This is a genomic window from Catenulispora subtropica (genome assembly GCF_039531675.1).
GTDB classification, from domain to species: Bacteria; Actinomycetota; Actinomycetes; order Streptomycetales; family Catenulisporaceae; genus Catenulispora; species Catenulispora subtropica.
In genome coordinates, this window is the sequence record NZ_BAAAQM010000049.1 from 1 (window position 1) to 25,079 (window position 25,079).

At 69.5% G+C, this 25,079-nt stretch carries 24 protein-coding genes and 2 pseudogenes; 12 read left to right on the plus strand and 14 right to left on the minus strand.

Translation table 11 applies throughout. The features are described from left to right. Positions 1-141: 141 nt before the first annotated feature. Positions 142-645 carry a DUF5994 family protein gene (locus ABD466_RS32665; RefSeq protein ID WP_344661153.1) on the minus strand — a complete coding sequence of 168 codons (504 nt, stop codon included), beginning with the start codon at positions 643-645 and terminating at the stop codon, positions 142-144. A gap of 495 nt (positions 646-1,140) precedes the next feature. On the opposite strand from ABD466_RS32665, the gene ABD466_RS32670 reads away from it, so the two are divergent. Next, a complete protein-coding gene (locus ABD466_RS32670) occupies positions 1,141-1,734 on the plus strand; it encodes a hypothetical protein (RefSeq protein WP_344661084.1) in 594 nt (197 codons plus the stop codon). Beyond that, the gene (locus ABD466_RS32675; protein ID WP_344661085.1) at positions 1,734-3,086 is read left to right on the plus strand and encodes a PP2C family protein-serine/threonine phosphatase; all 1,353 of its coding nucleotides are present in this window, start codon (positions 1,734-1,736) and stop codon (positions 3,084-3,086) included. The genes ABD466_RS32670 and ABD466_RS32675 overlap by 1 nt, the downstream gene beginning before the upstream one ends. A gap of 297 nt (positions 3,087-3,383) precedes the next feature. Here the strand turns inward: ABD466_RS32675 and ABD466_RS32680 are convergent, their stop codons facing one another. Together ABD466_RS32680 and ABD466_RS32685 are read right to left on the minus strand one after the other, a co-directional pair. Beyond that, the gene (locus ABD466_RS32680; RefSeq protein ID WP_344661086.1) at positions 3,384-4,085 is read right to left on the minus strand and encodes a recombinase family protein; all 702 of its coding nucleotides are present in this window, start codon (positions 4,083-4,085) and stop codon (positions 3,384-3,386) included. A 34-nt stretch (positions 4,086-4,119) separates the two neighbouring features. Further along, positions 4,120-4,404, minus strand: a complete 285-nt coding sequence (locus ABD466_RS32685) for a recombinase family protein (RefSeq protein ID WP_344661087.1) — start codon at positions 4,402-4,404, stop codon at positions 4,120-4,122. Positions 4,405-4,795: 391 nt separating this feature from the next. Here ABD466_RS32685 and ABD466_RS32690 point away from each other — a divergent pair, with 391 nt between their 5' ends. Continuing rightward, positions 4,796-6,898, plus strand: a complete 2,103-nt coding sequence (locus ABD466_RS32690; RefSeq protein ID WP_344661088.1) for a PBS lyase — start codon at positions 4,796-4,798, stop codon at positions 6,896-6,898. Positions 6,899-7,234: 336 nt separating this feature from the next. On the opposite strand, the gene ABD466_RS32695 is transcribed toward ABD466_RS32690, so the two are convergent. Further along, positions 7,235-8,059 (minus strand): hypothetical protein, encoded by an 825-nt coding sequence (locus ABD466_RS32695; protein ID WP_344661089.1) that lies wholly within the window; start codon positions 8,057-8,059, stop codon positions 7,235-7,237. Next, entirely contained in the window at positions 8,056-8,985 is a 930-nt protein-coding gene (locus ABD466_RS32700; RefSeq protein ID WP_344661090.1) for an ADP-ribosylglycohydrolase family protein, read from the minus strand. Before ABD466_RS32700 ends, ABD466_RS32695 begins: the two co-directional genes overlap by 4 nt. Positions 8,986-9,058: 73 nt before the next feature. Here ABD466_RS32700 and ABD466_RS32705 point away from each other — a divergent pair, with 73 nt between their 5' ends. Genes ABD466_RS32705 through ABD466_RS32715 form a run of 3 tightly spaced genes read left to right on the plus strand, consistent with a single transcriptional unit; the run spans position 9,059 to position 11,149 of the window. After that, complete coding sequence (locus ABD466_RS32705) at positions 9,059-9,850, plus strand: hypothetical protein (protein ID WP_344661091.1); 792 nt, start codon at positions 9,059-9,061, stop codon at positions 9,848-9,850. Then, positions 9,847-10,542, plus strand: a complete 696-nt coding sequence (locus tag ABD466_RS32710; protein WP_344661092.1) for an SMI1/KNR4 family protein — start codon at positions 9,847-9,849, stop codon at positions 10,540-10,542. The genes ABD466_RS32705 and ABD466_RS32710 overlap by 4 nt, the downstream gene beginning before the upstream one ends. Before the next feature lie 25 nt (positions 10,543-10,567). Continuing rightward, entirely contained in the window at positions 10,568-11,149 is a 582-nt protein-coding gene (locus ABD466_RS32715) for a DUF4240 domain-containing protein (protein WP_344661093.1), read from the plus strand. On the opposite strand, the gene ABD466_RS32720 is transcribed toward ABD466_RS32715, so the two are convergent. Beyond that, positions 11,074-12,285 (minus strand): tyrosine-type recombinase/integrase, encoded by a 1,212-nt coding sequence (locus ABD466_RS32720; protein WP_344661094.1) that lies wholly within the window; start codon positions 12,283-12,285, stop codon positions 11,074-11,076. The genes ABD466_RS32715 and ABD466_RS32720 overlap by 76 nt on opposite strands. A gap of 222 nt (positions 12,286-12,507) precedes the next feature. On the opposite strand from ABD466_RS32720, the pseudogene ABD466_RS32725 reads away from it, so the two are divergent. After that, positions 12,508-12,961: pseudogene (locus tag ABD466_RS32725) on the plus strand (IS630 family transposase); the annotation flags it as partial. A gap of 712 nt (positions 12,962-13,673) precedes the next feature. Here the strand turns inward: ABD466_RS32725 and ABD466_RS32730 are convergent. Continuing rightward, positions 13,674-14,993, minus strand: coding sequence for a S1 family peptidase (locus ABD466_RS32730; protein WP_344661095.1), 1,320 nt, complete (start codon positions 14,991-14,993; stop codon positions 13,674-13,676). A gap of 182 nt (positions 14,994-15,175) precedes the next feature. Between ABD466_RS32730 and ABD466_RS32735 the strand changes: the two genes are divergently transcribed. Next, positions 15,176-18,523 carry an AfsR/SARP family transcriptional regulator gene (locus ABD466_RS32735; protein ID WP_344661096.1) on the plus strand — a complete coding sequence of 1,116 codons (3,348 nt, stop codon included), beginning with the start codon at positions 15,176-15,178 and terminating at the stop codon, positions 18,521-18,523. Positions 18,524-18,533: 10 nt separating this feature from the next. On the opposite strand, the gene ABD466_RS32740 is transcribed toward ABD466_RS32735, so the two are convergent. Next, positions 18,534-19,226, minus strand: a complete 693-nt coding sequence (locus tag ABD466_RS32740; protein ID WP_344661097.1) for a hypothetical protein — start codon at positions 19,224-19,226, stop codon at positions 18,534-18,536. Between the two features lie 330 nt (positions 19,227-19,556). Here ABD466_RS32740 and ABD466_RS32745 point away from each other — a divergent pair, with 330 nt between their 5' ends. Further along, the gene (locus ABD466_RS32745; RefSeq protein WP_344661098.1) at positions 19,557-20,288 is read left to right on the plus strand and encodes a hypothetical protein; all 732 of its coding nucleotides are present in this window, start codon (positions 19,557-19,559) and stop codon (positions 20,286-20,288) included. Continuing rightward, positions 20,285-20,866, plus strand: coding sequence for a DUF2269 domain-containing protein (locus ABD466_RS32750; protein WP_344661099.1), 582 nt, complete (start codon positions 20,285-20,287; stop codon positions 20,864-20,866). Before ABD466_RS32745 ends, ABD466_RS32750 begins: the two co-directional genes overlap by 4 nt. Before the next feature lie 220 nt (positions 20,867-21,086). On the opposite strand, the gene ABD466_RS32755 is transcribed toward ABD466_RS32750, so the two are convergent. Further along, on the minus strand, positions 21,087-21,635 hold the full coding sequence (locus ABD466_RS32755) for a reverse transcriptase domain-containing protein (RefSeq protein WP_344661100.1): 549 nt from the start codon (positions 21,633-21,635) through the stop codon (positions 21,087-21,089). Here ABD466_RS32755 and ABD466_RS32760 point away from each other — a divergent pair. Further along, a pseudogene (locus tag ABD466_RS32760) lies at positions 21,580-21,798 on the plus strand (ISKra4 family transposase); the annotation flags it as partial. The gene ABD466_RS32755 and the pseudogene ABD466_RS32760 sit on opposite strands and share 56 nt — an antisense overlap. A gap of 9 nt (positions 21,799-21,807) precedes the next feature. Here ABD466_RS32760 and ABD466_RS32765 read toward each other — a convergent pair. Together ABD466_RS32765 and ABD466_RS32770 are read right to left on the minus strand one after the other, a co-directional pair. Then, the gene (locus ABD466_RS32765) at positions 21,808-22,092 is read right to left on the minus strand and encodes a hypothetical protein (protein WP_344661101.1); all 285 of its coding nucleotides are present in this window, start codon (positions 22,090-22,092) and stop codon (positions 21,808-21,810) included. Between the two features lie 88 nt (positions 22,093-22,180). Beyond that, positions 22,181-22,312, minus strand: a complete 132-nt coding sequence (locus tag ABD466_RS32770) for a calcium-binding protein (RefSeq protein WP_344661102.1) — start codon at positions 22,310-22,312, stop codon at positions 22,181-22,183. A gap of 139 nt (positions 22,313-22,451) precedes the next feature. Here ABD466_RS32770 and ABD466_RS32775 point away from each other — a divergent pair, with 139 nt between their 5' ends. After that, on the plus strand, positions 22,452-22,712 hold the full coding sequence (locus ABD466_RS32775; protein ID WP_344661103.1) for a putative antibiotic biosynthesis monooxygenase: 261 nt from the start codon (positions 22,452-22,454) through the stop codon (positions 22,710-22,712). Here the strand turns inward: ABD466_RS32775 and ABD466_RS32780 are convergent. From ABD466_RS32780 to ABD466_RS32790, 3 genes are all read right to left on the minus strand, one after another. Then, positions 22,697-23,788: a helix-turn-helix domain-containing protein gene (locus tag ABD466_RS32780; RefSeq protein ID WP_344661104.1), complete on the minus strand. Its 1,092-nt coding sequence runs from the start codon at positions 23,786-23,788 to the stop codon at positions 22,697-22,699. The genes ABD466_RS32775 and ABD466_RS32780 overlap by 16 nt on opposite strands. A 122-nt stretch (positions 23,789-23,910) precedes the next feature. Further along, positions 23,911-24,276, minus strand: a complete 366-nt coding sequence (locus ABD466_RS32785; RefSeq protein WP_344661105.1) for a hypothetical protein — start codon at positions 24,274-24,276, stop codon at positions 23,911-23,913. A gap of 104 nt (positions 24,277-24,380) precedes the next feature. Continuing rightward, on the minus strand, positions 24,381-24,989 hold the full coding sequence (locus tag ABD466_RS32790) for a response regulator transcription factor (protein WP_344661106.1): 609 nt from the start codon (positions 24,987-24,989) through the stop codon (positions 24,381-24,383). Between the last annotated feature and the right edge of the window lie 90 nt (positions 24,990-25,079).

Genomic DNA, 25,079 nt, shown 5'->3' on the forward strand with positions numbered 1-25,079 from the left:
GGTCCTGCACTGCTACGCCGGCGTCGCCGAAGCCCTCGCCGGTCTGTGACCGGCCTGTTGGCGGAGCCTGGCAGCTCCGAGGCTGTGAGCGGCATCGGCGACGATGTGAAGAGCCCCCAACACGGCACGGTCTGGGGAAGGTCAGGCCGATCCCTGCGGACCGGCTCCGGTGTCGATGAGAATTTGCTGGGCCTCGGACACGTTGTCCATCCGGACGGCCTGCGCGATGGCTGCCTTCGCCGCTTCCGGGTCCGCGTCCGGCGGTACCACCAGCAGCGAGAAGAGATCCCGTTCACCCCGAGTGACCAGGATGGTGTCGTCGCCGACCGGGTAGGAGTCGATGTGCACCACGCGGTCGTCGACGACCAAGCGGGTGGGGAGATCTTCCCAGGCAGTCGCGTCGAGCCCGACGCGGGTGATCGGGCCGATGTGCCGGGTCAAGGCGCTGACCAGGGTCGGAAGCTCGGACGCGATATGCCGTGAGCGCGGCCACCAGGCCCCGTCCAGGACGCCCCCGCGAGGCCCGATCGTTTCCAGGCGCAAGATCGCAGTCCCCGGCGCCACAGCCGTGTGCACCGCGGTCGGCAACTCGCCCCGGGCGTGGGGTGACGGGTCGGGGATGTCGTGTCTTGTGGAGTTCGCCATGACGGATTGCCTGTTCTCGGCCGGTGGCAGGCTTCCCTCTCCTGCCACACACCTTACGCCGCGCGTGGGGACCCGGCAGCGTATGCGGGCTGGGCCATGATGGGTTTTGTGACGGACCGCACGGACGGCGTCAGGCATGCCGGAGCCCTTCTTCCTCAGTCCCGACCTGCCGGAGCCGGCGTTCGGGTCGGGGTATGGGACTCACTGCCACGGACATCTTCCAGTCCACAAGATGCACGGATCTGGATGGCGTCGGCGACCTTTCGTCACCGGTGCGGGGTCGGCGATCAGCCTGATGGCACGTCGAGGTGGCCAGCTGCCGCGGGCCCCGGGCGATCCGCCTGTCGCTGGCGGGTTCCGTCAGGTGGCGACACGCCGGTGTTCGGCGCAATCGGGGTCTGGCGGGTGGGTCTGGTGTCACCGTGTTGATCGCTTTGTTCGCGGTCGTGACGGAGGCCCGGTTTGAAGAGCTTGTTGACGCGGGAGGAGCTGTTCGTGGTGATCCGCCGCGAGGCGCATCGGGATGGGACGCTCACGCCGGTCAAGGGGCACCTCGATGCGATGCTGCGGGAGGATCTGATCGCGCCGCGCAAGCAGAAGCACACGATTGAGCGGATCTGCCGGCGCCTGCCCGCCGAGCATGGTTTCGCTGCGGCCTGGTCCAGTGTGCGGGACTACGTGGCGTGGTGCCGGCCGGAGATCGTGGCCGAGGTGAAGGGCGGTCGGCGGCATCTGGACGGCACGGTCGCGCTGATGCGTCCGGCTGTGGTCGATGAGGCCGAGGACGGCCGGTGCGTGCACGGCCGTGCACGCACCATCGGCTTCGACCTCGCCGTCGAGTCCGAGCAGCTGGCGCCGCTGCCGGCCCAGGATTTCGACTGCGGCACCACGCTGCACCCGATGCTCCGCGGGGACGGCCGGGTCGTGGTTGGCCAGTGTCACTACTCGGTGCCGGCCCGGTTCGCCGATCCCCGGCTCTGTAGGGCAGTCACTGAACGTCTGACATATAAGGGCATCATCGAAACCGGCACCGGATCCAACCGGCTCGCAGCCGCCGGGAACCAGCCCCGCATCGTCGGGCGCGCTTGATGACCGGACCCGACGACGACCCGGACCACGATCGCATTCCCGACCCGTTCGCGCATGTGGAAGCCGAACTGGAGCAGATCGCCACCAGGCTGCACGAGCTCGCCGCCGCCAGGGACCGGCTCAAAGGCCTGCTGGGCGCCGTGCTGGCGATCAGCGGCGAGACGGAGCTGTCCGCAGTGCTGCACCGAATCGTCACCACGGCCATGGAGTTGGTCGGCGCCCGCTACGGGGCGCTAGGGGTGCTGGACGACTCCGGCGAGCGCCTGAAAGATTTCATCACCGCCGGCCTGTCCGACGCCGAGCGGGCTGACATCTCCGACGTCGGCTTCCCCGTCGGCCGCGGCGTCCTGGGCCACCTGATCCAGCATCCGCAGCCGCTGCGCATCGATGACATCGGCGCCCACCCCGCCTCGGTCGGGTTCCCACCCGGCCACCCGCAATTGCGCACCCTGCTAGGGGTGGCCATCACCGTCCGAGGGACCGTCTACGGCGATCTCTACCTGTCCGGGCGCAACGACGGGCAACCCTTCGACCACGAAGACCAGGACATCGTCCTCACTCTGGCCGGCGCCGCCGGCGTCGCCATCGAAAACGCCAACCTGCTCCGCAGACTCCACGCCAGCGCCGAAACCTTCCAGCGACTGCTGCTACCCACCCTGCCCGACCTGCGCCCCTTCACCTGTGCCGCCGTCTACGTTCCGGCCACCACCCCCGACCGGCTCGGCGGGGACTGGTATGACGCCATCTGGCTACCCGATGACGCCTGCGCCATCGTCATCGGCGACGTCGTCGGCCACGATCTTCACGCGGCCGCAGCGATGGCGCAAACCCGCAGCATGCTGCGCGCCGTGCTGTTCGACCGCCTCACCCCGCCCAGCGCCGTCCTGCAGCAACTGGACCGTACCCTTCTCGCCGTCACCGACCTGCCGGTGGCCACCGTCTGCCTGGCTCGCATCGAACCCGGCGACGGCGGCTACACCCTGCACTGGAGCACCGCCGGCCACCTGCCTCCGCTCCTGATCACCCCCGGCCACCAGGCCGAATACCTACAGGCCGAACCCGGACTCCCGCTGGGCGTGTCCACCGGACAACGCCGCCCGGACCACACCCGCCCGCTGCCCGGCGGCTCCACTGTGGTCTTCTACACCGACGGACTGATCGAACACCCAGCCCACAGCCTCGACGAGGGTCTGACCGCACTGGCCGAACTCGCCACCGACCACGCCACCGCCCCCCTGCAAGGCCTCATCGACGCGCTCATCACCCACCACCCCGGCGACGGCCACGACGACATGGCCATCCTCGCCCTGCGCATCCCCCTCGCCAGTGATCCACCCACTTCGCATGCTTGAGACAGCACCGGAGGCGCTGAAGCCCGGGAGCCGGATCCACTCGGGCCTCGCCTGACGGGGCGCAGCCCACTGCCGAGTGCGGAACGCCCTGGACGGTCCCGCCGATCCGCACCCGCTTCGCGGCAGGCACGCGGGTGTTGGGGGAAGCCGTGGTCATCGCCACCAGAACCCGGCCTACACCCAGGTAGGCGTTCTTCTGCCGATCCGGATCGGTGTTGCGGGCGCTGGTGTGTCCGTGTCGGCAGCGGTAGCCGGGTGTGTTGTGGACCCAGTGCCCTTCGAACGCCCGGTCGCAGATCACGCAGCGCAGCAGGCCGGCGAGCGCGTACTTGTGCCGGGCATCTTCGCGTACCGCGCGCAGGCCCTGCACTGCGACGAAGTCCGCCTCCGACACCAGCGCCGGATGCACGACCCGGAGATCACCCACTCCTCGGGGCTGTTCCAGCGCACCGTCTCGCGCTCGCCCAGCCCGGGGTTGTCCAGGTCGACCAGGGCCCGGATGGTCTGGACGCGGTTCCACACCATATGTCCGGTGTAGACCGGGTTGGCGAGGATTTCCTGCACCGTGCGCACGCCCCAGGCATCGCCGGACCGGTGCGGGTTGGATGCCCGGTCGGCCGCGGACGGACAGCCGATGCCAACGTCGTTCAGAGCGCGCGTGATCCGGGCGACGCTGTGCCCAGCGAGCCGCGCCTCGAAGATCCAGCCGACGATCGGCCCGGTGTCCGGATTCGCGTCCAGCCGGTGCGGGCGCCAGCCCCAGTGTGCGTCGGCCTTGTTCGGATGCGGCCCGGCATCGGACAGCAGGTAGCCGTATGGCACACGGCCGCCGACCCACCGGCCCTGGGTGCGGACTTGGGCGCTCATCGAGCTCTTCGCCCGTGCCCGGGCCCGGACGACCTCGCGCTTGGCCAGGATCCCCAGCAGCGTCATCAGCTCGTCCTGATCGTCGAGCGCCGCGTCCAGGGCGCCGCCGACCTCCGGCAGCCACAGCTGCACCCCAGCCAGTACTGGCCCGACGTGGGAGAACTGGTTACCGTAGAACGCCCGCTCGTGCGGAACCGATCACCACGGCGTCGAAGGCGCGGCCCGGATCGCGCACGGCGGCGAGCAGCACTGCGGTGCCGGGCCGGTTCGACCAGGCGACACTGCGGCTGCGACCCACATCGGAGTACTCGTCCACGATCCGGCCGGCCCCGCTGATCGTCGCCGAGGCCCGGTCCAGCTGCCACTGCCGCGAGCTGGCAGGGTCCTGGTGGTCCTCGGTCGACACGCGCCAGTAGAACGCGAACCGCAAGCCGGTCAGCTCGGCTGGCATCCGTCGTCGGGATCGTCCCCGGGACCAGCTGACCAAGTCCGAGCATTCCGCCGCGGCTCCAGCGATTGTCGTCGGTGAGTTCATCATCGCGGTCGCCAGTGCCGTGGGCGTCAACGGGAACAGCGCGGACGCCTCGTCGTTTGATCGCCAAGAAGACATGCGTTTCACCATCATCACTGGTCAGCGGCCTGAGAGGTCCTCACTGCTGGTGTCCTGTACCGGTACAGCTTCCGCAAGCAGGTGAGCCGACAGCGCCGGGCGGCGATTCCCTGGCGTAATCCGTGACGGCGTCATGAATGACCGAAGGTCCTCCGCCTGCGAGTTCGGTAGCCGACGGTCACGCACGGCACGACTGGGAACACTGTCGCCGCCTTGGTGCATAGTGCACGCCATGTTCGCCGGCTTGTTCGACACCGACTGGGCCTCGCTGACTCACGCCTACGGAGCCGCGGAGGGCGTTCCGCAGATCTTGCTAGGGCTTGCATCCGAGGATCCGGATACGCGTGAGATCGCATTGGACGACTTCCATGGAGCCGTCCATCACCAGGGCGACATCTACGACTCGACTGTGGCATGTCTGCCGTTCTTGTTCGAGCTGGTCGCAAACCCGACATCGCCTGGACGCGGTGCGGTGGCCGAGCTGTTCGCAAGCTTCGGCGAGTCGCTCGACGGATCGGGACGGCTGCACGGCGGCGACGACGCGGCCTGGCGGACGCCGTACCGAGACGCCGAGGGGTTCATCCGTTCGCGGACGGATGAGTTCGTACTTTGGTTGACCGACGCGGATGCACAGGTCCGCGCAGCAGCGGCAGCCGCGTTGGCCTACTTCGCTGTCGAGGCACTGGACGCTGTGCTTCTGATCGAGCAGCGCCTCGCGGAGGAGCCAGTGGTGGAGTGCCGGATCGCCTTGATCACGGCGGCGGCGGATATCGCGGTCCGCGCGCCGGACACAGCCGACCGCGTCGCCGATTGGCTGTTGGGCATCGTCGGCGACGACACCGACCCGGGGACCCGGCTGGCCGCGCTCGTCCACCTGGCCCGTTCGGCGCCGGACCGTGCCGTCGACGATCTGACCGGACGAGCCATCGGTCTCCTCTCGGAGATCAGCGTCCACCACGGTTACACGGCCGCGCCTGCTGATGACCGTCCGGCGACCCCGACGCTGGTCGGGGCGGTTCGCGTGATGTTCGCCCCGGAGCGCGAGGGTCGAGCGGACGCCTGGACCTCAGATCTGGTGCGAGTGCTGCACGATGCTCTGGCCGAGCGCGTGGCCGACCGGATCGCGCTGGTCGCGGATCAGCTCCAGCATCCGGATCCGGGACCTCGGGTGGACGCGCTGCGCATGGGCAGTCAGCTGATCGGCCGCTGGCGCGGACCGTTCGAGGGTCTGGTCCGGCTCATCGGCGGCCAGCTGGATGCGCCCGAGCATCCTGTCCGCTATATGGCGGCTCTGGCGCTGCAGGACTCCTACGACCTGGCAGCCCCGGCCGCCGACGCCCTGGCCTCGCAGGTGCTCGCCCTGGGTCCCGCTGCCTGGTGCGACACGGACCGGAAGGTCCAGGACCCGTACCGGATGATGCTGCTGGCGCTTGCCCGTCTGGGTGATTCGCGCGCGGTGCCGGGAATAGCGGCGGCACTGGCCGACGGCGGCGAAGCGTCGATGCTCGTCCAGACGCTCGGGCAGTTCCGCGACTACCGGCACAAGTTCGAGCCCGGCCTCCTCGAGCAGCTCGCAGCCGTACCCGCCGAGATCGACCGCGACGGGCAGAACCACGTGAACAAGCTGCTCTCCGCTGTTCGGCAACTCGGCACGACCGAGGCGGTTCCCGATACGATCCGCATCCTCGCTGCCGCTCGCGAGCATGAGAATCGATGGGTGATACAAAGCGCACTGCACGCTCTCAAAGCATGCGGAACGGCGGCGCAGTCGGCCATGCCGCAGGTGCGCCAACTCGCCGGGCATTCCGACGTGCACGTCGCGCTGCTCGCCATCGAGACCGCCTGGACGATCACGCAGAACGCAGACGACTTCCTGTCCGACCTGCGACCGCGCCTCGACGCCACCGATCCGGGCAAGGCAGGTCTGGCCGCGAACACCGCCGGTACCGCTGGGGCGATCGCCACGCCGTTGACCGACAGCATCCAGGCCCTGACTGGCGCGGATGACTTGTGGACGCGGGTTCGCGCTGCTTCGGCACTTATCCGGATTACTGGAACGGCCGGCAATCTCCTGCCGATCCTGACAGATGCCTGGCAGGAGAACCTCCACACACGCACCGGCACAGCCGAGTGTGTCGCCAGCCTCAGGGCCCAGGCCGAGGGCTTCTTGCCGTTGCTTCGCGCCGAACTCGCCGATCCGCGACGCTACACCCTCCGCCAAGGGGTCTGGTCCAACAGCAACATTCCCAGCGATGAGAAGCTGCTGCACACTTGCGCGGGAGCGATCGAACAAATTTCTTGGCCAGCTCAGGACAGGAAGGAATCGTCCCGTTGATAGTGGCGTCGACCATGCGCGACGCCGGCCTCAACGAGTGATTCAATTTCTGTTTCGGCGCGGTGGCCGGAACGCTACCGCCGCTGGCCTCGGAGCGGTCAGGGATTCGTCCAGCCAGGCCAGATTGGGTTCGGGCGGCCGTCGTCGCCCATGTGCCGTCACTCCCAGATCCCGGATCGAAGCCCCTCGATGCGGCGGGCCTCTTGGTCAGGTAGACGTAGGTGGAGCGGAAGCCGTAGGGAGCGAAGTGCAGGATGCACGAACGCAGGTTGCTCAGTCGGCGATACGGCGGCAGCGCCGGATCACTCAGGCGTCGCAGGTGGGTTGGGAAGCTGCTCACTCACCACCGGCCTGGAGATCGGGCACGTGATCAGCGGTCGTTCTGATTGCCTCGATGAGAAGATCGCCGCCCCAGCTGCGCAGGCGAACCGCGCCGGAGCCGAACCGGATTGTCAGCCCCATGCACTGTCCGAATGTGGGCTCGTAGTCGGCTTCGGAGCGCAGAATCCGGCTGCCGACGTGATCAGACAGCGGGAACCCGTCGCCCGGCGTGCCGATCTCCATCCGTCCCCAGTCCTGCATGTCGTACGGGCTGTAGACCTGTTGGCGATCAAGCCTCAGCCGCCAGTCGGATGCGACATCAACTCGGACCAGGCCCACAGGCTCGAGGACGAGCCACAGGTCCACCGGCGTAGGAGACTTGGCTCCGTCGACGACGTGCCATGCGACGAGGACCTTGAGTAGTCGTGCACCGACCAGGTCCTCAGGCGCGAGGCTGTCCAGTTCCGCCGTGCTGTCGAGCTCGCCCCTCCAGGAGAGTTGCGCAAGTTCGACGCGGAATGTGGACTGACCGTGCTCGGCTTCCACTGCGTCGGGGCGAAGAGTCGTGACGAACATCTCCGTGGGCGCCACATGGCCGGAGACGTCGTCGAGGGCCTCGCATCTGATCAGGCCGGGCTGCGGATAGCTCGATCCGGGGCCGACGGTTCCCGTCATGTCGAAGATCGCGACTTTGTCGAGGAACGACCACTGTCGGCCGTCGGCGTCAGTGACGCGGGCCTCGACGATGCCGGGCTGCGGTTCATCGGCGACCCAGCGGACGATCTCGCACGTGAGGCACATCCTCACCCGATCCCCGCCGGCGGCATCTGAGAGGTTCATCGGTCGAGGCGGTGCGCAAGGTCGAGCAGCTCGGGCAGTCTGAGCAAGCGTCCGCCGGAGCCGGGCATCGGGACGTGCAGTCGCTCGGTCCAGCGCGCCGGGATCGCCTCGAAGCCGTAGACGGCTCCGGCCAGGCCGCCGGTGACCGCGGCGACGGTGTCCGTGTCGCCGCCGAGGTCGATGGCGGCACGGATCGCGTCCTCGAACCTCTCGGTGACGCGCACCGCCCAGACCGCCGAACCGAGGCAAGGCCAGACAGCACCGTTGAACTCAGTGGCCTGATCCGGATGCCACGCGGTGTCCAGGACCACGGCGTAGCGATCGCGGTGCGCGGCGTCGATGCGCGCGATCGTGCCGGGCAGCGCGGCAAGCGAGTCGCCGCCGGTCAGAGCCACCCGGATCAGTTCGTGGAAGACCGCGGTGCCTTCCCAGGCCGCGCGGTCGCCGTGGGTGAGGGCTGCGATCCGGCGCGCGGCGTCCATCGTCGCCTCGCTGCCGTCGGATGCGAAGTAGACCGCGGAAGTCGCGGCCCGCATGAGCGAGCCGTTGCCAGCGGCGTGCCCGGTGACTTGGAAGTGGATGCCGGCGGCCAGATCCCATGGGTCACCGCCGGTCAGGACGGCTTCGGTCTGGATACCGATGTCCTTGGGGTCGGAGGCGGCCCAGCGCTGGAAGCGGGCGAACATGTCCGGCGGGTCGAAGCCGTCGCACTCCAGCAGCGAATCGGCGACCATCACGGCCATCTGCGTGTCGTCGGTGGCCTCGCCGGGGTCCCAACCGCCGCCACCGCGCATCTCGTCGTTCGCTGCGGAGGCTGGGAACCGGGCGGAGAACGCACCGGCCGGGCCGAACTCGAACGGCCCGCCCAGCGCATCGCCTACCGCCGAGCCGACAACCGCTCCTACCGCGCGCTGAGTCCGATCCACGCCGCCAGGCTACCGGGGCTCTCAGCTGGCCTGCGCCGGAATTATTGACGGATCGATCACCGGGTGCGGCACGATGACCGACGTGACCCGTCCGCCCCGATCCACAACGCCGATGGCACCGAGTGAGCGGCTCAGCGCGGCATTGGCCGAGGCGGACCGGGCGTTCGGGCCTCGCACCGACAGCATCGGCCCGGTCGACGGCTGCACGCACTGCTTCGACGCGGAGCACCTGCGGACCATCGGCGGCCCGGTCGACGACATTCCGGAGTGGCTGTTTTCCCGGGCCCTGGGCAAGTGGGGCACCACGATGGACGCCGACAGCCGGCTCTGGCGTCGGCTCACTCCGCGGATCCTGCGCGAGATGACCCGCGGAACGCTCCACAAGGACGAGTCGCTGATGGCCCGCAAGTTCAACGAGGCTGGCTGGCGCGACTGGCCTCCCCGGGAGACAGCGGCACTGGAGGACGTCTGCCACGCGTGGTGGCACGCTGCGCTCGCCGGGATGTCGCAGGGATCCGCCGTCACGGTCCTGGGGTTTGTCGTGCCGCTCACCGGTGGCGTTCAGCCTTGGCTCGACCGCTGGGACACACATCAAGATCGTGCTGCGGCTCTCCAGCTGCGTGACCTGTGGCAGTCCTGGATGCCCGAGCTGCTCGACGGCCGACTCGACGTCAGCTTCGGCGGCGAAGGCCCCGATATCGCCGCGTCGGTCAGCACATGGCTGCTCCAGCAGTCGCCGGAACGGCTGGATCTGGGCGGCTTCAACGCTCAGGACCGCTACGGCCTCCACCTGCTCGCCCTCACCGAGGCGCAGCGGAACACGGATCCCGGCTCGTCGGAAGCGACCACTACGGTACGACCGTGACCACCACCTCCGACATGTCCTCCCGCCTCCTCGACGCACTGGCGGGCCGCCCGGCCGCATGGCGGTTCATCGGCTCGTTCGCCGCCGACTGGCGCAGCGCCCTGGAAACCAGCGACGGCTACGAGGCTGCCGAACTCGACGCCGCCGAGGAACGTCTCGGACTGAAGCTCCCGGCGGCGCTGCGCGAGGCGTACACGCTGTTCGGCCGCCGCGTCGACCTCACACGCAACCAGGACGAACTCCTGACGCCGAGCGAACTGCACGTCTATGAGGATGCACTGGTCTACCAAGCCGAGAATCAGGGAGCGGCACACTGGGGAATCCTGCTGTCCGACCTGGGGAATGACGACCCGGCGACTGTGATGCGCCCTGATCTCGCGGACAAGTCCCAGGAGTGCTGGGAGCCCTGGACCGACAGGCTCTCGGTCGCGCTCATCGACCTGGTGATGTCCGAGACAGCCATCTACAACGGCGACGGACTGTCCGACGCAACGGAGCTGGACGACAGCGTGCTGGCAGCCTTCCACCGGCTGCCTTCCGTCCTGCCCGCGCGGCATGAGTCGAGCTGGTACCTCGGAGACGACGTCCTTCTGCACGCGCTCGGCGACTGGTGGCTGACCGTCAGGGCTCGAACCACGCCGGCTCTGGACGCAGTCCGCGAGAAACACCTCGTCGGCTGGGTCAACCGGTGACCGGCGTCGGAAGACCGTGCCCATCGTGAACATCGACGCCTTCTGGACACTGATCGAGCGCTCCGGGCAGAAGCACGCCGACGAGTTCGGCCGGACGCGCTGGCTGCAGACGACGCTGGCCCAGCTCCGCGCACCGGCAATCGTCGACTTCGCGATCCTGCTGGACCAGACGCGCCGCCAGGCAGACCAGTGGGTGATGTGGGGCGCGGCGAACCTCATCATGGGCGGCACCTGCTCCGGCGACGCCTTCTTCTACTTCCAGCCCTGGCTGATCGGGCTGGGCCGCGAGACCTTCGAGCGGGTCGTCGCCGAACCCGACCTGCTCTCCGAGCTCCCGCACGTACGCCGTCTCGCGAGCGTCCCGCGTCGGGACTGGAACCGGGACGAGTCCCCACAGTGGGAGTCGCTCAACTACGTCCCGCACTACGCCTACCAGCGGCTGCTGGGCCCGGACGCGGAGATCGAGCAGGCGCTGAACTCCCGCGGTTACCGGACCCGCTCAGACCCGCGACCCACCGGTCGCGACAGCGCCTACCACGACCCGGCCGAGACTGCTCGCCGCCTTCCCCGGCTGGCCGGACTGCTCCACGAATCCGCAGAAGATTGAGGCTCGTCATGGGCGTTGTTTACGACTACTTCGCCGCGCTGTCCGACGAGTCCGCCGCCGCGACCATCGACCAGCCGGGAGGCCCGGGGACCGGGCGTCAGCTCCCGATGCCGTTCAAGGACCTCGTCGCGAAGTACGGCATGGATCGCGCACGGGAGTTCCTGAAACCCCAGGTCCTCCTGTCTGATCGCGGGTTCCACGTCGTGTCCACGAAAGGCTTCGATCCCGTGGCGGATCTCGGGGCCCTCACGGCCCTGCTCACCGGTCATGACCTCGACGCTGACTATCACTTGATCGCGGAGCGCGACGGCGGCGAACGCCTGGTCATCTGGATCAGTGACGGGACCCGTGAAGCGCTGGAGCACGCGACCGATGACGCGCTGGCCGACGCCGCACGACGATGGGTCCAGGACCAGGCCCAGTGGCGGACCATCGATCCGGAGCAGGTCGCACACCTGCTGACACAGCTCGCGGAACTCGCCCGGACCGCAGCCGCACGCGGCGAGCGCTTGTACTGCTGGGTATGCGTATAGGCGCGTCTGTCGCACCTTGACACCCGGATCCACATCGTCGGTGCGCAGCGAGCACAACTCCTCCCGCCGAAGCGCCGCATCGTAGGCCAGGGCGAGCATCAACCTGTTGCGGATCGGCTCGTCGGCGGCGACCGCGAGCAGCGCCGACCACTGCTGCTCATCCGGGATCCACGGCAGCTTGGTGAACCGGGGCACCAGACCGCGCTTGGATCCGCCGTGATGCCGCCCTGGCACGAGCCGGCCGCGGCCCACCGGGTTCGAATCGCGCAGCCCTGCCTCGACCAGGAAGTCGAAGAACAGGCGCACCGGCACCAGGCGCTGCTGGACCGTGGCGTTCGACAACCCTGCGCCGGAGTCGATCGACACCACGTTCGCCCCGCGACGATGCGGACGCTCGGTCAGCTCCCTGACGAACAACGCGACATCAGCCCGGCCGGCCATCAGAGGGTCGCACCCCTCCCACTCGCACACGAGCAGGAACTCCGACAGACCGCGACCGTAGGCGTCGATCGTCCGGGCGGCACGCCCGGGATCACACCACACCTGCAGCCACTCGGCCGCCTTCTCATGCCGGGTCAGAACCGGCCACTTCTCGACGAACACCACGCTCGATGACAACGAAGCTCCCGCGGACGCAGTGACGCCGAGGACGGAACGATCCGCCCTCAGCGTGATCCCACGTAACTTCTAAGATGTTGAAACGTCAGATGTTCGGACGAGCGAAGCCTGATCTGCTGCGCAAGCGCGTCCTGCTGAGCCAAACGAAGATCCATTTGGCTCCGTCACTGAACTCGCGCCAGAGCCAGAACCCAACGTCCCTTGACATGGCTGGTGTTCGAAGACGAGGCCGAGTTCTCGATGACGCCGCCGATCGCCCGCACCTGGCCAAAACGCGGGCACACCCCGGTCGTCCGGGTCCGCGTACGGTCTCGCCGCCCACTGTCGGTCGCGGCGCTGGCCTGCTACAAACCCGGCGAACGCTCCTGGCTGATCCCATCTGACTGCGGGGATGAAGAAGTTCATCGCCGAGCGGGATTGGCTGACGGTCTACCAACTGCCCAGCTACGCCCCGGATCTGAATCCGGCCGAGGGCATCTGGGTCCTGGTCCGCGCCGAAACCGCCAACACCGCGTTCACCGACCCCGCACACCTGATCCGCACCGTCCGCCAATGCCTGCGCGAGATCCAATACCGGCCCTGGCTCATCGACGGTGCCCTGGCCGGAACCGGGCTCCCTTCCACCGCGACGAATGACGCCGGTGAGGTCATCCGGGCATGAACGCAGTCGACCGGATGTCAGGAGAAGACCTGACGATCATCAAGCAGTGCCTGGACGCAGCGGTGGCCGGGCCGTTCTTCCTGACCGGGAGTTCCACACCCTCATGGGCTTCACCCGCGACGAGATCGCCGCCATCGCGACGGCTTGGCCAGTATTCTCCGAACCCGGCGAGCAAGACGACGCGGTGAACAACGTTCCCAACGTCTTGGCCGTCCACGCGGCCACGACGCCCACTGGCATGAATATTCCGAAGCAACTCCCGAGCGCATCGCCGAGGTCTTGGCTCCCTGGCGCAGCGACGACGACAGCGACGGCACCACCAAAGGAACCTTCGACCGCATGCGATGAACTCGGCGAAGCCCCTGACGGCACACCGCAGCAGGGCCCCTGGGCAAGCCCTTGACCAGGAAGCTTGCGTTTATGATCATAAATAGTCTGACGGAACGTCGACCCTTTGGTTCAGGGATCTTGAACCTCCGGCATGACGGTGGACCAGGGATGGCCCGGGGGAACGCCGTCGGTGTACCGGTGCTCGGTGAACCGTTTCTTCAGCCGCGGCACCTCGAACTCGTGCCGGTGGCTCCGGTCCCAGCGGGTGCGACTGACCGCGCGAGACTCGTGACCCGCCCGGTGTGGCGACGGGCCTCCTCGTGCGAGGTGTGGATTGGCTCCCACTCCCTGCTGTGCGGAGGCCCGCAGCCGGTGCCGGGCTTTACCAGGTCTGGAGATTGCCCGGGTAGGCGTAGTAAGCATCGAAGATGTCGCTGTAGATCTCGACGCAGGTGCCGTTCGAGTACGTGCCGCCTCCGTCGTGGATCCCCTTTGCCGCGATGCCGCCGTCGGACCGCACGGTGTAGACCGTACCGCCTGAGTCGCCCGCCTGGGTGCAGGCACCGCCTCGGGTACCCCAGGAGACGTTGCGCGCCACCGTGCCGTCGCTGTAGGTCCAGTTGCTGCGTGCTGCGGTCGTGACCCAGCCGCACAGCTCGCCGCTGTAGGCACCTCCGGTGCAGTACTGATCGCCGACGCTCGGACGCTGCGTCCACATCTGCTTCACCGTCGCGACGTTGGACGACACGTAGTCGCCCACGTAGATCTGCGGGACAGCGTTCTGCCCGTTCTCAATGTGGATCAGGCCTATGTCACCGGTGAAGTACGACATGTTCGGCAGCTGCCACGAGCCCGTGCCCGCCGTCCAACTGGACTGGAGGCCCTGCATGCTGCCCATGGTCGCGTAGTCCGAGTCGACCTGCACCGTGCCGCCCCTGGGCCCGCAGTGCCCCGCGGTCAGCAGGTAGTCGTGCCATGCCGATCCGTCCCAGGAATGCCAGGGAAACCCGCCGGTGCAGCTCCCGTTGGGAGCACGGACCGCATCGCCGCCCCGGAACGGGGAGGAGTCGTTCCAGCGGCCCTGCGTCGAGCTGATCGCCCGCGGCGCCACGACTATCTCCAGCGCCGCGGGATCGTAACGCTTGGCCAAGTCGTCAAGGTGGGCCTGGGACAGCGCGGTCACCTCCAGCACCACCTTGCCTTGCTCCGGGTCCGGGTAGTCGGCCCCGACCGTGGCCAGGGGGCCGACCCCGATGGCCTCGTCCATGATCCGCTGAAGGTACGCCCGGCTGTGGCCGACATCGGCTACTCGGCGGGGCACCGCGGGGGTGGCCCGCTTGGGCAGCCCGCCCTTGGGATCAGCCTCACCGCGCGACGGCAGCGGCCGGGATGCCAGGGCAGCCATCCTGCTGCGCCCGGAGGCCGTCGCCGAGGTCACCACCACGGTGCCGGTCTTGCGGTCGACGTAGGGGAACGAGAAGTCGGACGGGTCGTTCTCGCTCTGCAGCTCGGCGGCGTCCAGCGCCGCGGACTGGTCGGCGGTCAGCACGGCGGCGGGCGCGGGCCGGGACATCAGGACCGTGATGCCATGGGTGTCCAGCGTTCGGGACGCGGCGTGCGCCACGGAGCCGCTGAATCCCATGGCGCTCGTGGCCACGGCCAATGCGCTGATGCCGATCGCCAGGTATCTGCGTTGTGTCATGCCCATCAGCGTTTCGGGCACCGCTGGCAGAAAACTGTCAGCCACGGCGTGGAAGTGGCGTCCCGGGAACGGTTCACAGCCTCTCGTCGGTCGTGACCGACCCGGCCGCCGGGAAATGTCCGGCCGTAGTTGACCAAGAAGCACCCGGGTCCCGAGAATGTCTCCATAGACAAGGACCATCCATGCGCATAGCACTGCTGGGCCCGCTCTCGGCGCGCCGGGGCGACGGCACCGCCGCCGAGATCGGCGGCCCGCGGGTGCGGGCCCTGACAGCGCTGCTCGCGCTCCAGGCCGGCCACACCGTCCCCGCGACCCGGCTCATCGATGCCGTGTGGGGCGAGCAGCCGCCCACGAACACCGCGAACGCATTGCAGACGCTGGTGAAGCGGCTGCGTGCGGCCTGCGGGCCGGACGTCGTCCTGACCCGTCCCGGCGGATACAGCCTGGCCGTCGCCGCCGACGCCGTCGACGCCCATCGGTTCACCGCCCGTGTCGCCCAGGCGTGCCGGCTCGCCGCGGACGGGTCCGAGCAGGGCGCCGGCGACGCCGCCGAGCTGTTGGCCCAGGCGTTGCAGGAGTGGTCCGGCCCGGCGGCGCTGCCCGAGCTGCGCGACTTCCCGGTGGTGGGAGCTGCGGCCGTCGACCTGGACGAAGCGCGCTTGGGCGCCGTGGAAATGCTCGCCGACTGCCGGCTGCGCCTGGGGCGCGCCGCGGCGTCGATCGGCTCGCTGATCACCGAGGTGGCGGCGCACCCGCTGCGCGAGTCGTTGACCGCCCGGCTGGTCGCGGCCCTGGCCGCGGCCGGCCGCCGCTCCGAGGCGCTCACCGTGTTCCAGCGCGCCCGGGAGTTGCTGGCCGCCGAACTCGGCGTCGGGCCGTCCGGCGAACTCGCGGCGGCATACACCGAAGTGCTGCGTCAGGAGCAGCCCCTGGCACTGGCGACCCGCAGCGCGCCGACCAATCTGCCGCGGTCCTGCAGCTCGTTCATCGGCCGCGACGCCGAAACCGGCGCCGTCAGCACCTTGCTGGAGGACACCCAGCTGGTGACGCTGACCGGAGCAGGCGGGACAGGCAAAACGCGCCTTGCCGTGGCGGCCTCGGCCCGGCTCACCGGCGGCTTCCCCGACGGGGTCTGGCTGGTCGAGCTCGCCGCGGTGACCGATCCGGCGCGGGTCGGCAGCACGGTGCTGGCCGCGCTCGGCATCCGGGAGGACGGACCCGGTAGGCCAGGCAGGCCCGGCAGGCACTGCGAGCAAGACCGGCACGGCGCGAAGGACCCCCACGGGGAGTCGTCCGCGACCGCCGGACCGAGGGCGGTCGCCGAAGTCCTGGCCGACCGCCGCCTGCTCCTGGTCGTCGACAACTGCGAACACCTGCTGTCCGCGATCGCGCCTGTGGTGCAGGAGATCGTCGTCCGCTGCCCAGGCGTCAAAGTCCTGGCCACCAGCCGCGAACCGCTGGACCTGCCCGGCGAGCATGTGACGCCGGTTCCGGCGCTGTCGCTGCCGCGGGTCGGCGCCGACCCGCGGCAGGCCATGGAATCCGCCGCGGTCCGGCTGTTCCTGGACCGCGCCGCGCTGGCCCGCCCCGGCTTCCAGCTGGACGCCGCCAACTGCGCGGCGGTGTGCGCGGTCTGCCGCGAACTGGACGGCATCCCGCTGGCCCTGGAACTGGCCGCCACCCGGATGCGTTCGATGAGCCCGGCCGACCTGGCCGCCGGGCTCACCGACCGGTTCGGGCGGTTCGGGCTGCTGGCCGCCGGACGGCCCGCCGCCGATCCCCGGCACCGCAGCCTGCGCGCCGTTGTGGCCTGGAGCTGGGACCTGCTCACCGAGGCCGAACGCGACCTGGCGCGCGGGCTCGCGGTGTTCGCCGGCGGCACAGACACCGAGGCTGTCGCGGGGGTGTTCGGACGGCCCGCGGTCGCCACCCTGGCCGCGCTCGTGGACAAGTCGTTCGTGCAGTGGGACGGGTCGCGCTACCGCATGTTGGAGACGATCCGCGCCTACGCCGCCGAGGATGCCGACGCGGTCGGCGTCCTGACCGCCGCCGGGCGCCGGCACGCCGAGTACTTCACAAGCCTCGCCGAACAGGCCGAGCCCGAGCTCCGCGGCGCCGGGCAGCCCCGGTGGGCGTCCCGCCTGACGGCCGAGCACGACAACATGGCAGCGGCCCTGGACTGGGCCCTGGCGAACGGCCAGACTCGGATCGCGCTGCGGCTGTTCGGCAGCCTGAGCTGGTACCTGGTGCTGCGCGGGCACCGCAGTGAACTGACCGCATGGCGCCGCAGGGTCCTGGCCCTCGTCCCCGCCGGGCCGCCGCCGGACCTGACCTCGGCCTACCTAGCCTGCGCCTACGCGGCGGACCTCCAGGACCACCTGGACCCGGAACGCTGGAGCCGCATGGCACAGGACGGTCCCGGCTTCCCGCTGTTGTACGAACAGGCCCTGTCTGAGGAACGCACCCCGCATCCGCAGTTCGCGCTGGCGACCGCCGTCCACGCCTCCAACGGCTGCGTACGCGAACTCGCCGCACTCGTGACGGCCGCCGACCCCTGGCTTTCCGGGATCGCGCTTCTGCTGCGCGGCGGCGCCCAGTACAACGACGGACGCTATGCCGGGGCGACGACGGATCTGACGGCCGCGGTCGCCGTGCTGCGGCGGGTGAACGACCGCGTCACCCTGATCAGAGCCTTGCTGACGCTGGCGACCGTCATCGTGCGCACCGACAGCACCGCGGCCGCCGCGGAACTGCTGCGCGAGGCCGACGAGCTGATCACCGACTGGGCGGCCCCGGAGGAGGCGGTCAACGCCTTCGCCTGGATCGCCCACCTGCACTACTGGGACGCGGACCTGGGCGCCGCCGAGGCCAGCCTGGAGCGGGCGCGCAACCGCCGGCCTGCCGACATGACCGATGCCACCTCCGTCACCCTGTCCGTCGTCGAGGCCGACGTCCTGCGCGCCCGGGGCGACCGACTGGGCGCCCTGGCACGTTACGCCGAGGTGATCCGCGTTCTGGACGAGGGGTTGCCGCCGGACGACCCGATCGGCGTCTACCCGGCGGCGACGCTGCGCCTGGCACCGGCACGGTCGACTACAACGTCCGCCTCGCCACCGGCCGCGAACACCGTCGCCCTGTGGTGCCGCCTGACGTACTCCTTCGCACTCATAGAGGACGACGATCCGGCCGGCGCCCGGCACCAGCTGACTGCGCTCCTGGACCTGCTGCGCACCGCCGGACACCTCCCCCTGCTGTTGGGCGCGGCGGTCGCGGTGGCCGCCCTGGCCCATGCCGGCGGTGATCCCGAGACCGCCGCAGTTCTGGTGGGCGCGGCCGCCTCACTCCACCGCGAACGGCCCGGCGGCGGCCCGAACACTGCCCGCCTGCTCGCCGCCACACGTGAAGCGCTGGGCGACGAGGCGTTCACCCGCGCCACGGCGCGGGGCGCGCGGCTCGACGCCGAGTCCCTGCTCGACCGGTTGGTCGAGCAGGTGCAGGGAACCAGCACCATGGCCGCGTCGGCTGGCTGACGCCGCGACGTCAGAAGCCGCAGCCGTTGTTGATCGGGGTCGTGCCGACATAGAGCACACCCAGCGAGTTCATGTCGACCGTCGAACCGCCACCGCCCTGGGTGTTCGAGGCCCACTGAACGCCGCCGCCTCCGTCGTAGACGACGAAGTTGCCGTCGAGCTGGTAGACGGCGTAGTTGTTGTAGCCCTTCTGGTACGTGTTGGACGCCCAACAGACCAGGGTGCCGCCGTTGGCGTAGAGGTACTCCACGAGGTTGCCGTCCGTCTGCATGGTCAGCACGAGCTCCCCCTGGGGAATGCTGCGTTGGAGCTGTTCGCCCGGATTGAGGTACTGGCCCCGAACCATGGAGTCGCCGTACGCGCCCGCGGAGGCCGAACCAGCCGATCCGAGGACAAGCCCGGCGATGGCCAGGCCCGTGCTGAGGGCCGTGCTGGCCTTGCGAAGTTTCTTCATATACGCCTTCTTCCATCTTCGTGCGGTGAGCTCGAACGGCGCGTCCACGATGGGAGCGCCACCGCTATAAGCGTTACGCGGACCGCTGGCAGAAGACTGGCATGCGGCACGGCAACCTTTTCGTCCTGGTACCGGCATCGCTGCTGGCCGTGTGAACACCTGGGCCAGCCCGGCGGCCTCGACCTCGGCCAGCGGCTCGTTCGCCAGCGGCGTGCGGCAGGCCTCATCCAGCAGCGGCAGCTCCTTCATTGGCATACATCTATGTCGACAGAGGTCTATCTGCGCAAGCAAACGAAGAGTCTGTGAACACAGCCGTCGCGGAGACGGAGCCAGAGCAGGCCGGTCCAGGCAGCGGGGTGGGTTCCGTCCAGTAGCGCCTGCATGGGGGGATCTCGTCGCGGATCCGGCGTGCCAATCGGGATTCGAACCGTGGTGCGGCGGCAGGATGGGTGGGACCCGGCAGGGACGGCGGGAATCGACCGTACTGCACCGCGAGTAGTGGCGAAGCCTTCAGAGATACGACGACGTAGACATACGCACGTTGATCTTCTGGATCCAGTCACGCCGGAGGCGTGGTTTGTGGATCTTATCGATCACTGGAGGCATGTGATGCGGGTGTTGCGCAGGGAAGCTTCGGGCGCCCGCTGGCGGCTGGGCGGGCCGGTGTTCGTGGCCGGATTCATCGCGAGCCTCGTCATGGGGGCCGCGTTGGCCAGCACCTCCCTCTTCTTGCCGGGCGCCAGCGGCCCCGAGCTTCGGGGGTACTACGGCGGGAGCGGTACGGCGGTGACCGTGAGCGCCGTGTTGCAGCTGGTCGCCGCTGTCGGGCTGTTGTGGTTTGGGCGAGGGGCATCCGCTGCGGTGGGCGGAGGCCAGCGGGCGGAACGTGCGACCTGGCTGGCAACCTTCGGCTTTGCTGTTTCGAGTGTGCTCTCGCTGGTGTTGTTGGGGATCGCTGGCAGTGCGAGCAATGGGACGTTGGTGTTCGTCGGGCGCCTGACCCTCGCCTTCGGCGGACCGGTCCATCTGTTCGGCCTGGCCGGGCTGCTGTGGTTCGTCTCGCGGGGTGCGCGTGGCGATGACCGGACCCCGCGGTGGGTGTGGCGGTTCGGCGCCGTGGTGGCGCCTCTGATGCTGCTCTCGGTGGTCTCTATCGCCGCGCCGCCACTGGTCCGGGTGGAACCGCTGTGGCGGTTGCTGTCTGCCATCTGGGTGATCACGGTCTGCCTGCGGGCCACGGCCGGGCGGAAGGACGCGGATGACGGACTTCGCGGGCTTTCGCTGGTCGTCCGAGAGGGAATCCCGTCGTGACGGGGTCGGCTGCCCAGCGGCGGCCCGCGCGACTGAGCCCGACGATTCGCAAGACCACCGTCATGGTGCACATCATCAGCTCGGTGAGCTGGCTGGCTCTGATGCTGTGCCTGCTCACCTTGGGAGTGGCCGCCCTGTTGACGAACGACGCGGACACGCTGCGCGCCGCCTATCGAGCAATGGGAATGCTCGGCGACGCGCTGGTCATCCCGCTGAGCCTGCTGTCGCTGCTGAGCGGAATCACGCTGGGGCTCGGTACCACCTGGGGCCTGTTCCGGTACTACTGGGTGTCGGCCAAGTTCTGGCTCACCCTGGCGGCGGCCGGAGCGTCGATCTTCGCCCTCACCGCCCGCCTGCACGACGCCGCGGACATCGCCCGCGTCCACCCGGTCGGCCCGATCTCACAGATGCACATCGGCTTCATCCGCTGGAACGCGGTCATCGTCCCGGCCATCGCGTTGCTCGTCTACCTCGCCAACGTGCTGCTGTCGGTGTTCAAGCCATGGGGCCGCCGCCTGCCGCGCACCCGCAGGACACGGCCACAATCGCCAAACCCCGCTCCCGGAGGCGACTCATGACGGCGGCCGACGGATCGCTATCCGGTCCCTGCGACCGACTGGCGCGCCAGTGCCTGCGTCGTCGCCGGAGTCACCGGCCCGGCTTGACCAGTGACAAGGGCGAACAGCGCACCGCCGAACAAGGTGATCAGAGTGGCGACGTCCTCTCGTGATGTATCGAGACCGAGGGCTTGATGCTGCTGGAAGGTGAACTCCGTCGGGTCGGGTAGCCCGGGGCATTTCAGCCCCGGGCTCCCACAGATCCGTACGTGACAACCGTCGCGCCCATCTTCTTCAGGGCGTCCCTGCCAACCGCCGGAAGTAACGCGGTGAAATGCACCCCGCTCCGACCGGTCACGGCATCACGCGGACGGAAAGTGAACCCCAGGAACGTGAACGCCACGTGCTCGAACGAGCCACGCCGCCTGCTGTCCTTGCAGTACACGACCCGCGTTTTGTCCGGGTGCAGTTCCAGCCCGACACTGGTCATCCGATCGTGCAGAGCGGCCAGGACCTTGCGGGCCTGGTACTCCGTCACACAGTGCACCACCGCGTCATCGGCGTAGCGTTCGAACGCGACTGTCGGGAACTTGCGGGACAGCCACGCATCGAACGCGTAGTGCATGAACAGATTCGCCAGCACCGGCGAAACCGAAGATCCCTGCGGGGTTCCCCGGTCCCGGGCCTGCAAGGTCCCGTCCGGCTGCCGGATGGGAGCGGCCAGCCACCGCTTCGCCACCGGCATCGTCGAAGGCGCAGCCCGCCACCTGATCGCCGACCGCCTGGACATCGCCGGAGCCTGCTGGTCACTAACCGGAGCCGAAGCCGTCCTTAAACTCCGGGCCCTGATCAGCAACGGAGACTTCGAAGGCTGCTGGCGCTACCACGTCACACAAGAACACCAACGTCACCACACAGCTCGCTACCAGCAGAGATGCCAACTCACAGCCTGACCGGCGAACTCACTCAACTTCATCTGCACCCAATCGGAACAACGCGGTTTTCGTCTCGATCGGCGCCGATGCGTCGACTCGCGGCTGCTCGGCGTCCAGCTCAGGCCTGTCGACAGACGGCATAGCAGCGGCTCGCGCCAGGCTGTGGCCGGACGGCGACGGCGGTGCCGACTCGGTGGGATGCAGACGCCCTCGAAGCTCCGCGATTTCGGCGACGAGCATGGCGTTGTGCTCCAGTGCCATGTCCAGCCGGATCCGTAGCTCGGTGGGATCGGCCCGGGCCCAGTCGTCCATGCTCCCATGATCCCCACAGCGGCCTCGATGAGGCTGCCGAACCGCGCAAGCGCTACCGGTACGTCGCGCGTCGGCACTCCTGTGCGGTTCAGAACTCGTAACGCTCGTCCCAGTAGTGCCAGTCCGCTACCGCCTCGATGGTGGCCTCGTCCTCGGCGTGGACGACGTCGAGCTGGGCCAGCGGCACGGCGAGACTGTCCGAGAGAAGAGATCCTTCCATGGGCCGGTTCCGGCCCCGTTGTGGCGCGTTCGGTCCGCCGGGTGACGTCTTCGACCCCTCGGGGTGGAGGGTGGGCGGTAATAGCGTGATGATTGTGAGTGCGAACTCGAATGTCAGGCAGCTGTCTCATGGGTCGGAGGTGAGGACGTCGCCGGTTCCAGCCGTCGAGGCGCCGTCGGTGCACCGGCGGGTGTTCCTGCAGTGGCTCGCGGTCTATCCGAGCATCACCGTGGCCAACCTGCTGGTCGGGCCCTTCGTCAAGCCGTGGCCGGTGGCGGTGCGGATGCTCGTCATCACCCTGATGGTGGTGCCGGCCACCGGCTACGTCCTGGTGCCGCGGCTGCTGGAGGCGGACGCCCGGCTGACTCGCGCCTGGCGGCGCCGTCACGCTCCGCGCTGAGGTGCCTCGTGCCAGCGGCGCATAGCCCGGCGCAGGGCACGGCCGTCGCTGTAGCCCATCCGCGCGGCCATCGAGCGCATGGTGAGGTCTGATTCGCGCAGCTGTGCCGCGTGGGCGGCGCGGGCCAGATCGACCTCTGCGCGCCAAGTGGTCCCGTGCTCGCCGAGGCGGCGTTGCACGGTGCGCGGGCTGGATGCCATGGCCCGGGCCAGGGCGGCGAGCGACGGCGCGCCCTGGTTCACTCCGGCCTCCAGATGGGCGCGGAACAGGTCCAGCCAGCTCGCCACCGGGCGGGATGCCTGGAGTCGCATCGTGGCGTACTCGCGCAGCATCTCCGACAGGCCGGGGCGGTGATCCGGCAGCGGCCGTGTGAGGTCGGCGGCCAGAAACGTGACCGTGTCCGCACCCGCGCCGAAGTCGAGGTTCGCGGTCCCGAACAGCTCGGCCAGCGCGGCCGATCCTGTCGGCCCCTCCGGGCCCCGGTGGCGCCGGGGCGCGGGCTGGACGAACGCCGCGCGGACCGGCGTCACCGCCGTCCGGCCCGCCGCGGCCAGCCGCCGGCCCAGCAGTCCGAGCGTGCACCGGGTCCGGAGGGCGGCGACGCCGGGATCGGCGGCGGAGGCGAGATGGCGCACCGTGACCAGGGCGCCGTCGGCGACCACCTCGAAGCTGGTGACCGCCGGATCGCCGACGACGCACCACAGGTCCAGGGCGTCGCGCAGACCGTCCAGCAGGGTCCGCCCCGCGGCGAACAGCTGGTCCCAGACGCCCAGCGCGCCCATCGGCAGTCCGTCGAGGACGGCCGCGGTGATGGCGCGGCCGTCCTCGACGGACGTCAGCGCCTCCCACACCGGGACGACCGACACGCTCGGGATCCGCGTCAGGTCGTCGGCGAGCGCCGACGGGTTCAGGCCCGGCAGCCGGCCCAGCCTCGTCCGCTCCCCTCCGATCGGCGAGACCGCGGCCAGCAGAGGGCGGACCAGGGGCGCCGCCACCGTGCCGGCGACGGAAGCCGGGCCGGCGACCGGCGCCGGCCGCCGGATGCCCGGGCCGGATGAAGAATAGAGCGTGCGCACAGTCCGGTCCGCTCCTCGTCCGAGTGCCGCCATCGATCTTGGTCCGCGACCGGCGCGGCGGACACGCGGGAACTCAGACGATCCATATGTGTTCCTCATATCCGGTCCAGGCGTCAGCCCGGTCATCGGCGGGCCGCCGGCCGGGCCAGGGCGGCGGTCGCGGTGGCCAGGGCGGCGGTCGCGGTGGCCAGGGCGAGGGCCCGGCCCACCGCGCGGGAGCGGATGACGTAGTAGACGTAGTAGACGCGTATCGCCGTGCCGCGGCGCGGCGGGCCGGCGACGGCGACGGCGAGGTCCAGGGCGTCCGGGAAGGTGGCTCGGGGCTTGGCCGCGGTCCGGGTCGGGGCGGCCGGGACGGTGCCGGTCGCGTTCCGGGCGGCGGCCCAGGCCCTGACAGCCCGGGATAGTCCGGTCCGGATGCGGGCGGCGGCCCGGGCCCCGGCGGTCGGGTTCATCGCGGGGCGGTATCGCAGGTGGGTGTCGTTCACGGGCATCAATCCTTCGCCCGCGGTCGGTGTCCCGGCCATGGAGCAACACTGATGATCGATATGTGTTTCTCACCCGCCGGGCTTTCGGCCCCTCCGCCCAGGGCTCAGGGCAGCCAGCCGTTGTCCCGCGCGATCCGGATGGCGTCGATGCGGCTGCGGCCGCCGGTCTTGGTGACCGCGCCGTTCAGGTAGTTGCGGACGGTACCGACGTTCAGGAACAACTCGGCGGCGATCTCGGCGGTGGTGCCGCCGCCGGCCACCAGGCCGAGGATCTCGGCCTCGCGGGGGCTCAGCGGGCTTTCGCGGCCGGCCCAGGCGGCGGCGGCCAGCTCCGGGTCGATGAAGCGGAAGCCGGCGGCCACCGTGCGCACCCCCTTGATCAGGTCGTCGACCGGGGCGTCTTTCAGCAGGAAGCCGTGGACGTTGGCGTTCATGGCCCGGCGCAGGGTGGCCGGTGAGCCCAGGCTGGTCAGGATCAGGATGCGGCAGGAGGGGAGGGCCTCGCCGAGGCGGCGGGCCGCGCTGACGCCGTCCAGGCCGGGCAGGCCGACATCCAGGACCGCGACGTCCGGCTTGTGCGCCAGAGCCGCGGGGACGATGGAGTAGCCGTCGTGCACGTCGGCGACGACGGTGAAGTCCGGTTCCAGGTCCAGCAGGGCGACCAGCGCGCCCCGCACCACGTGGGCGTCCTCGGCCAGCAAGATCCTCACCATGTGGCGTTACCCCCTCCCCCGAACCGACTCCACCGGGGCCGCTGCCCCCCCGGCCCGAAGATCATAACGCCGTTGGCGCGAACGGTCCCC

Bases quoted from the DNA above. Each gene is read 5' to 3' on its own strand.
- ABD466_RS32665 (WP_344661153.1), bottom strand. From the start codon at position 645: ATGGCGAACTCCACAAGACACGACATCCCCGACCCGTCACCCCACGCC.
- ABD466_RS32675 (WP_344661085.1), top strand. From the start codon at position 1,734: ATGACCGGACCCGACGACGACCCGGACCACGATCGCATTCCCGACCCG.
- ABD466_RS32685 (WP_344661087.1), bottom strand. From the start codon at position 4,404: ATGCCAGCCGAGCTGACCGGCTTGCGGTTCGCGTTCTACTGGCGCGTG.
- ABD466_RS32690 (WP_344661088.1), top strand. From the start codon at position 4,796: ATGTTCGCCGGCTTGTTCGACACCGACTGGGCCTCGCTGACTCACGCC.
- ABD466_RS32695 (WP_344661089.1), bottom strand. From the start codon at position 8,059: ATGAACCTCTCAGATGCCGCCGGCGGGGATCGGGTGAGGATGTGCCTC.
- ABD466_RS32705 (WP_344661091.1), top strand. From the start codon at position 9,059: ATGACCGACGTGACCCGTCCGCCCCGATCCACAACGCCGATGGCACCG.
- ABD466_RS32730 (WP_344661095.1), bottom strand. From the start codon at position 14,993: ATGACACAACGCAGATACCTGGCGATCGGCATCAGCGCATTGGCCGTG.
- ABD466_RS32735 (WP_344661096.1), top strand. From the start codon at position 15,176: ATGCGCATAGCACTGCTGGGCCCGCTCTCGGCGCGCCGGGGCGACGGC.
- ABD466_RS32740 (WP_344661097.1), bottom strand. From the start codon at position 19,226: ATGAAGGAGCTGCCGCTGCTGGATGAGGCCTGCCGCACGCCGCTGGCG.
- ABD466_RS32755 (WP_344661100.1), bottom strand. From the start codon at position 21,635: ATGTCCAGGCGGTCGGCGATCAGGTGGCGGGCTGCGCCTTCGACGATG.
- ABD466_RS32765 (WP_344661101.1), bottom strand. From the start codon at position 22,092: ATGGACGACTGGGCCCGGGCCGATCCCACCGAGCTACGGATCCGGCTG.
- ABD466_RS32770 (WP_344661102.1), bottom strand. From the start codon at position 22,312: ATGGAAGGATCTCTTCTCTCGGACAGTCTCGCCGTGCCGCTGGCCCAG.
- ABD466_RS32790 (WP_344661106.1), bottom strand. From the start codon at position 24,989: ATGGTGAGGATCTTGCTGGCCGAGGACGCCCACGTGGTGCGGGGCGCG.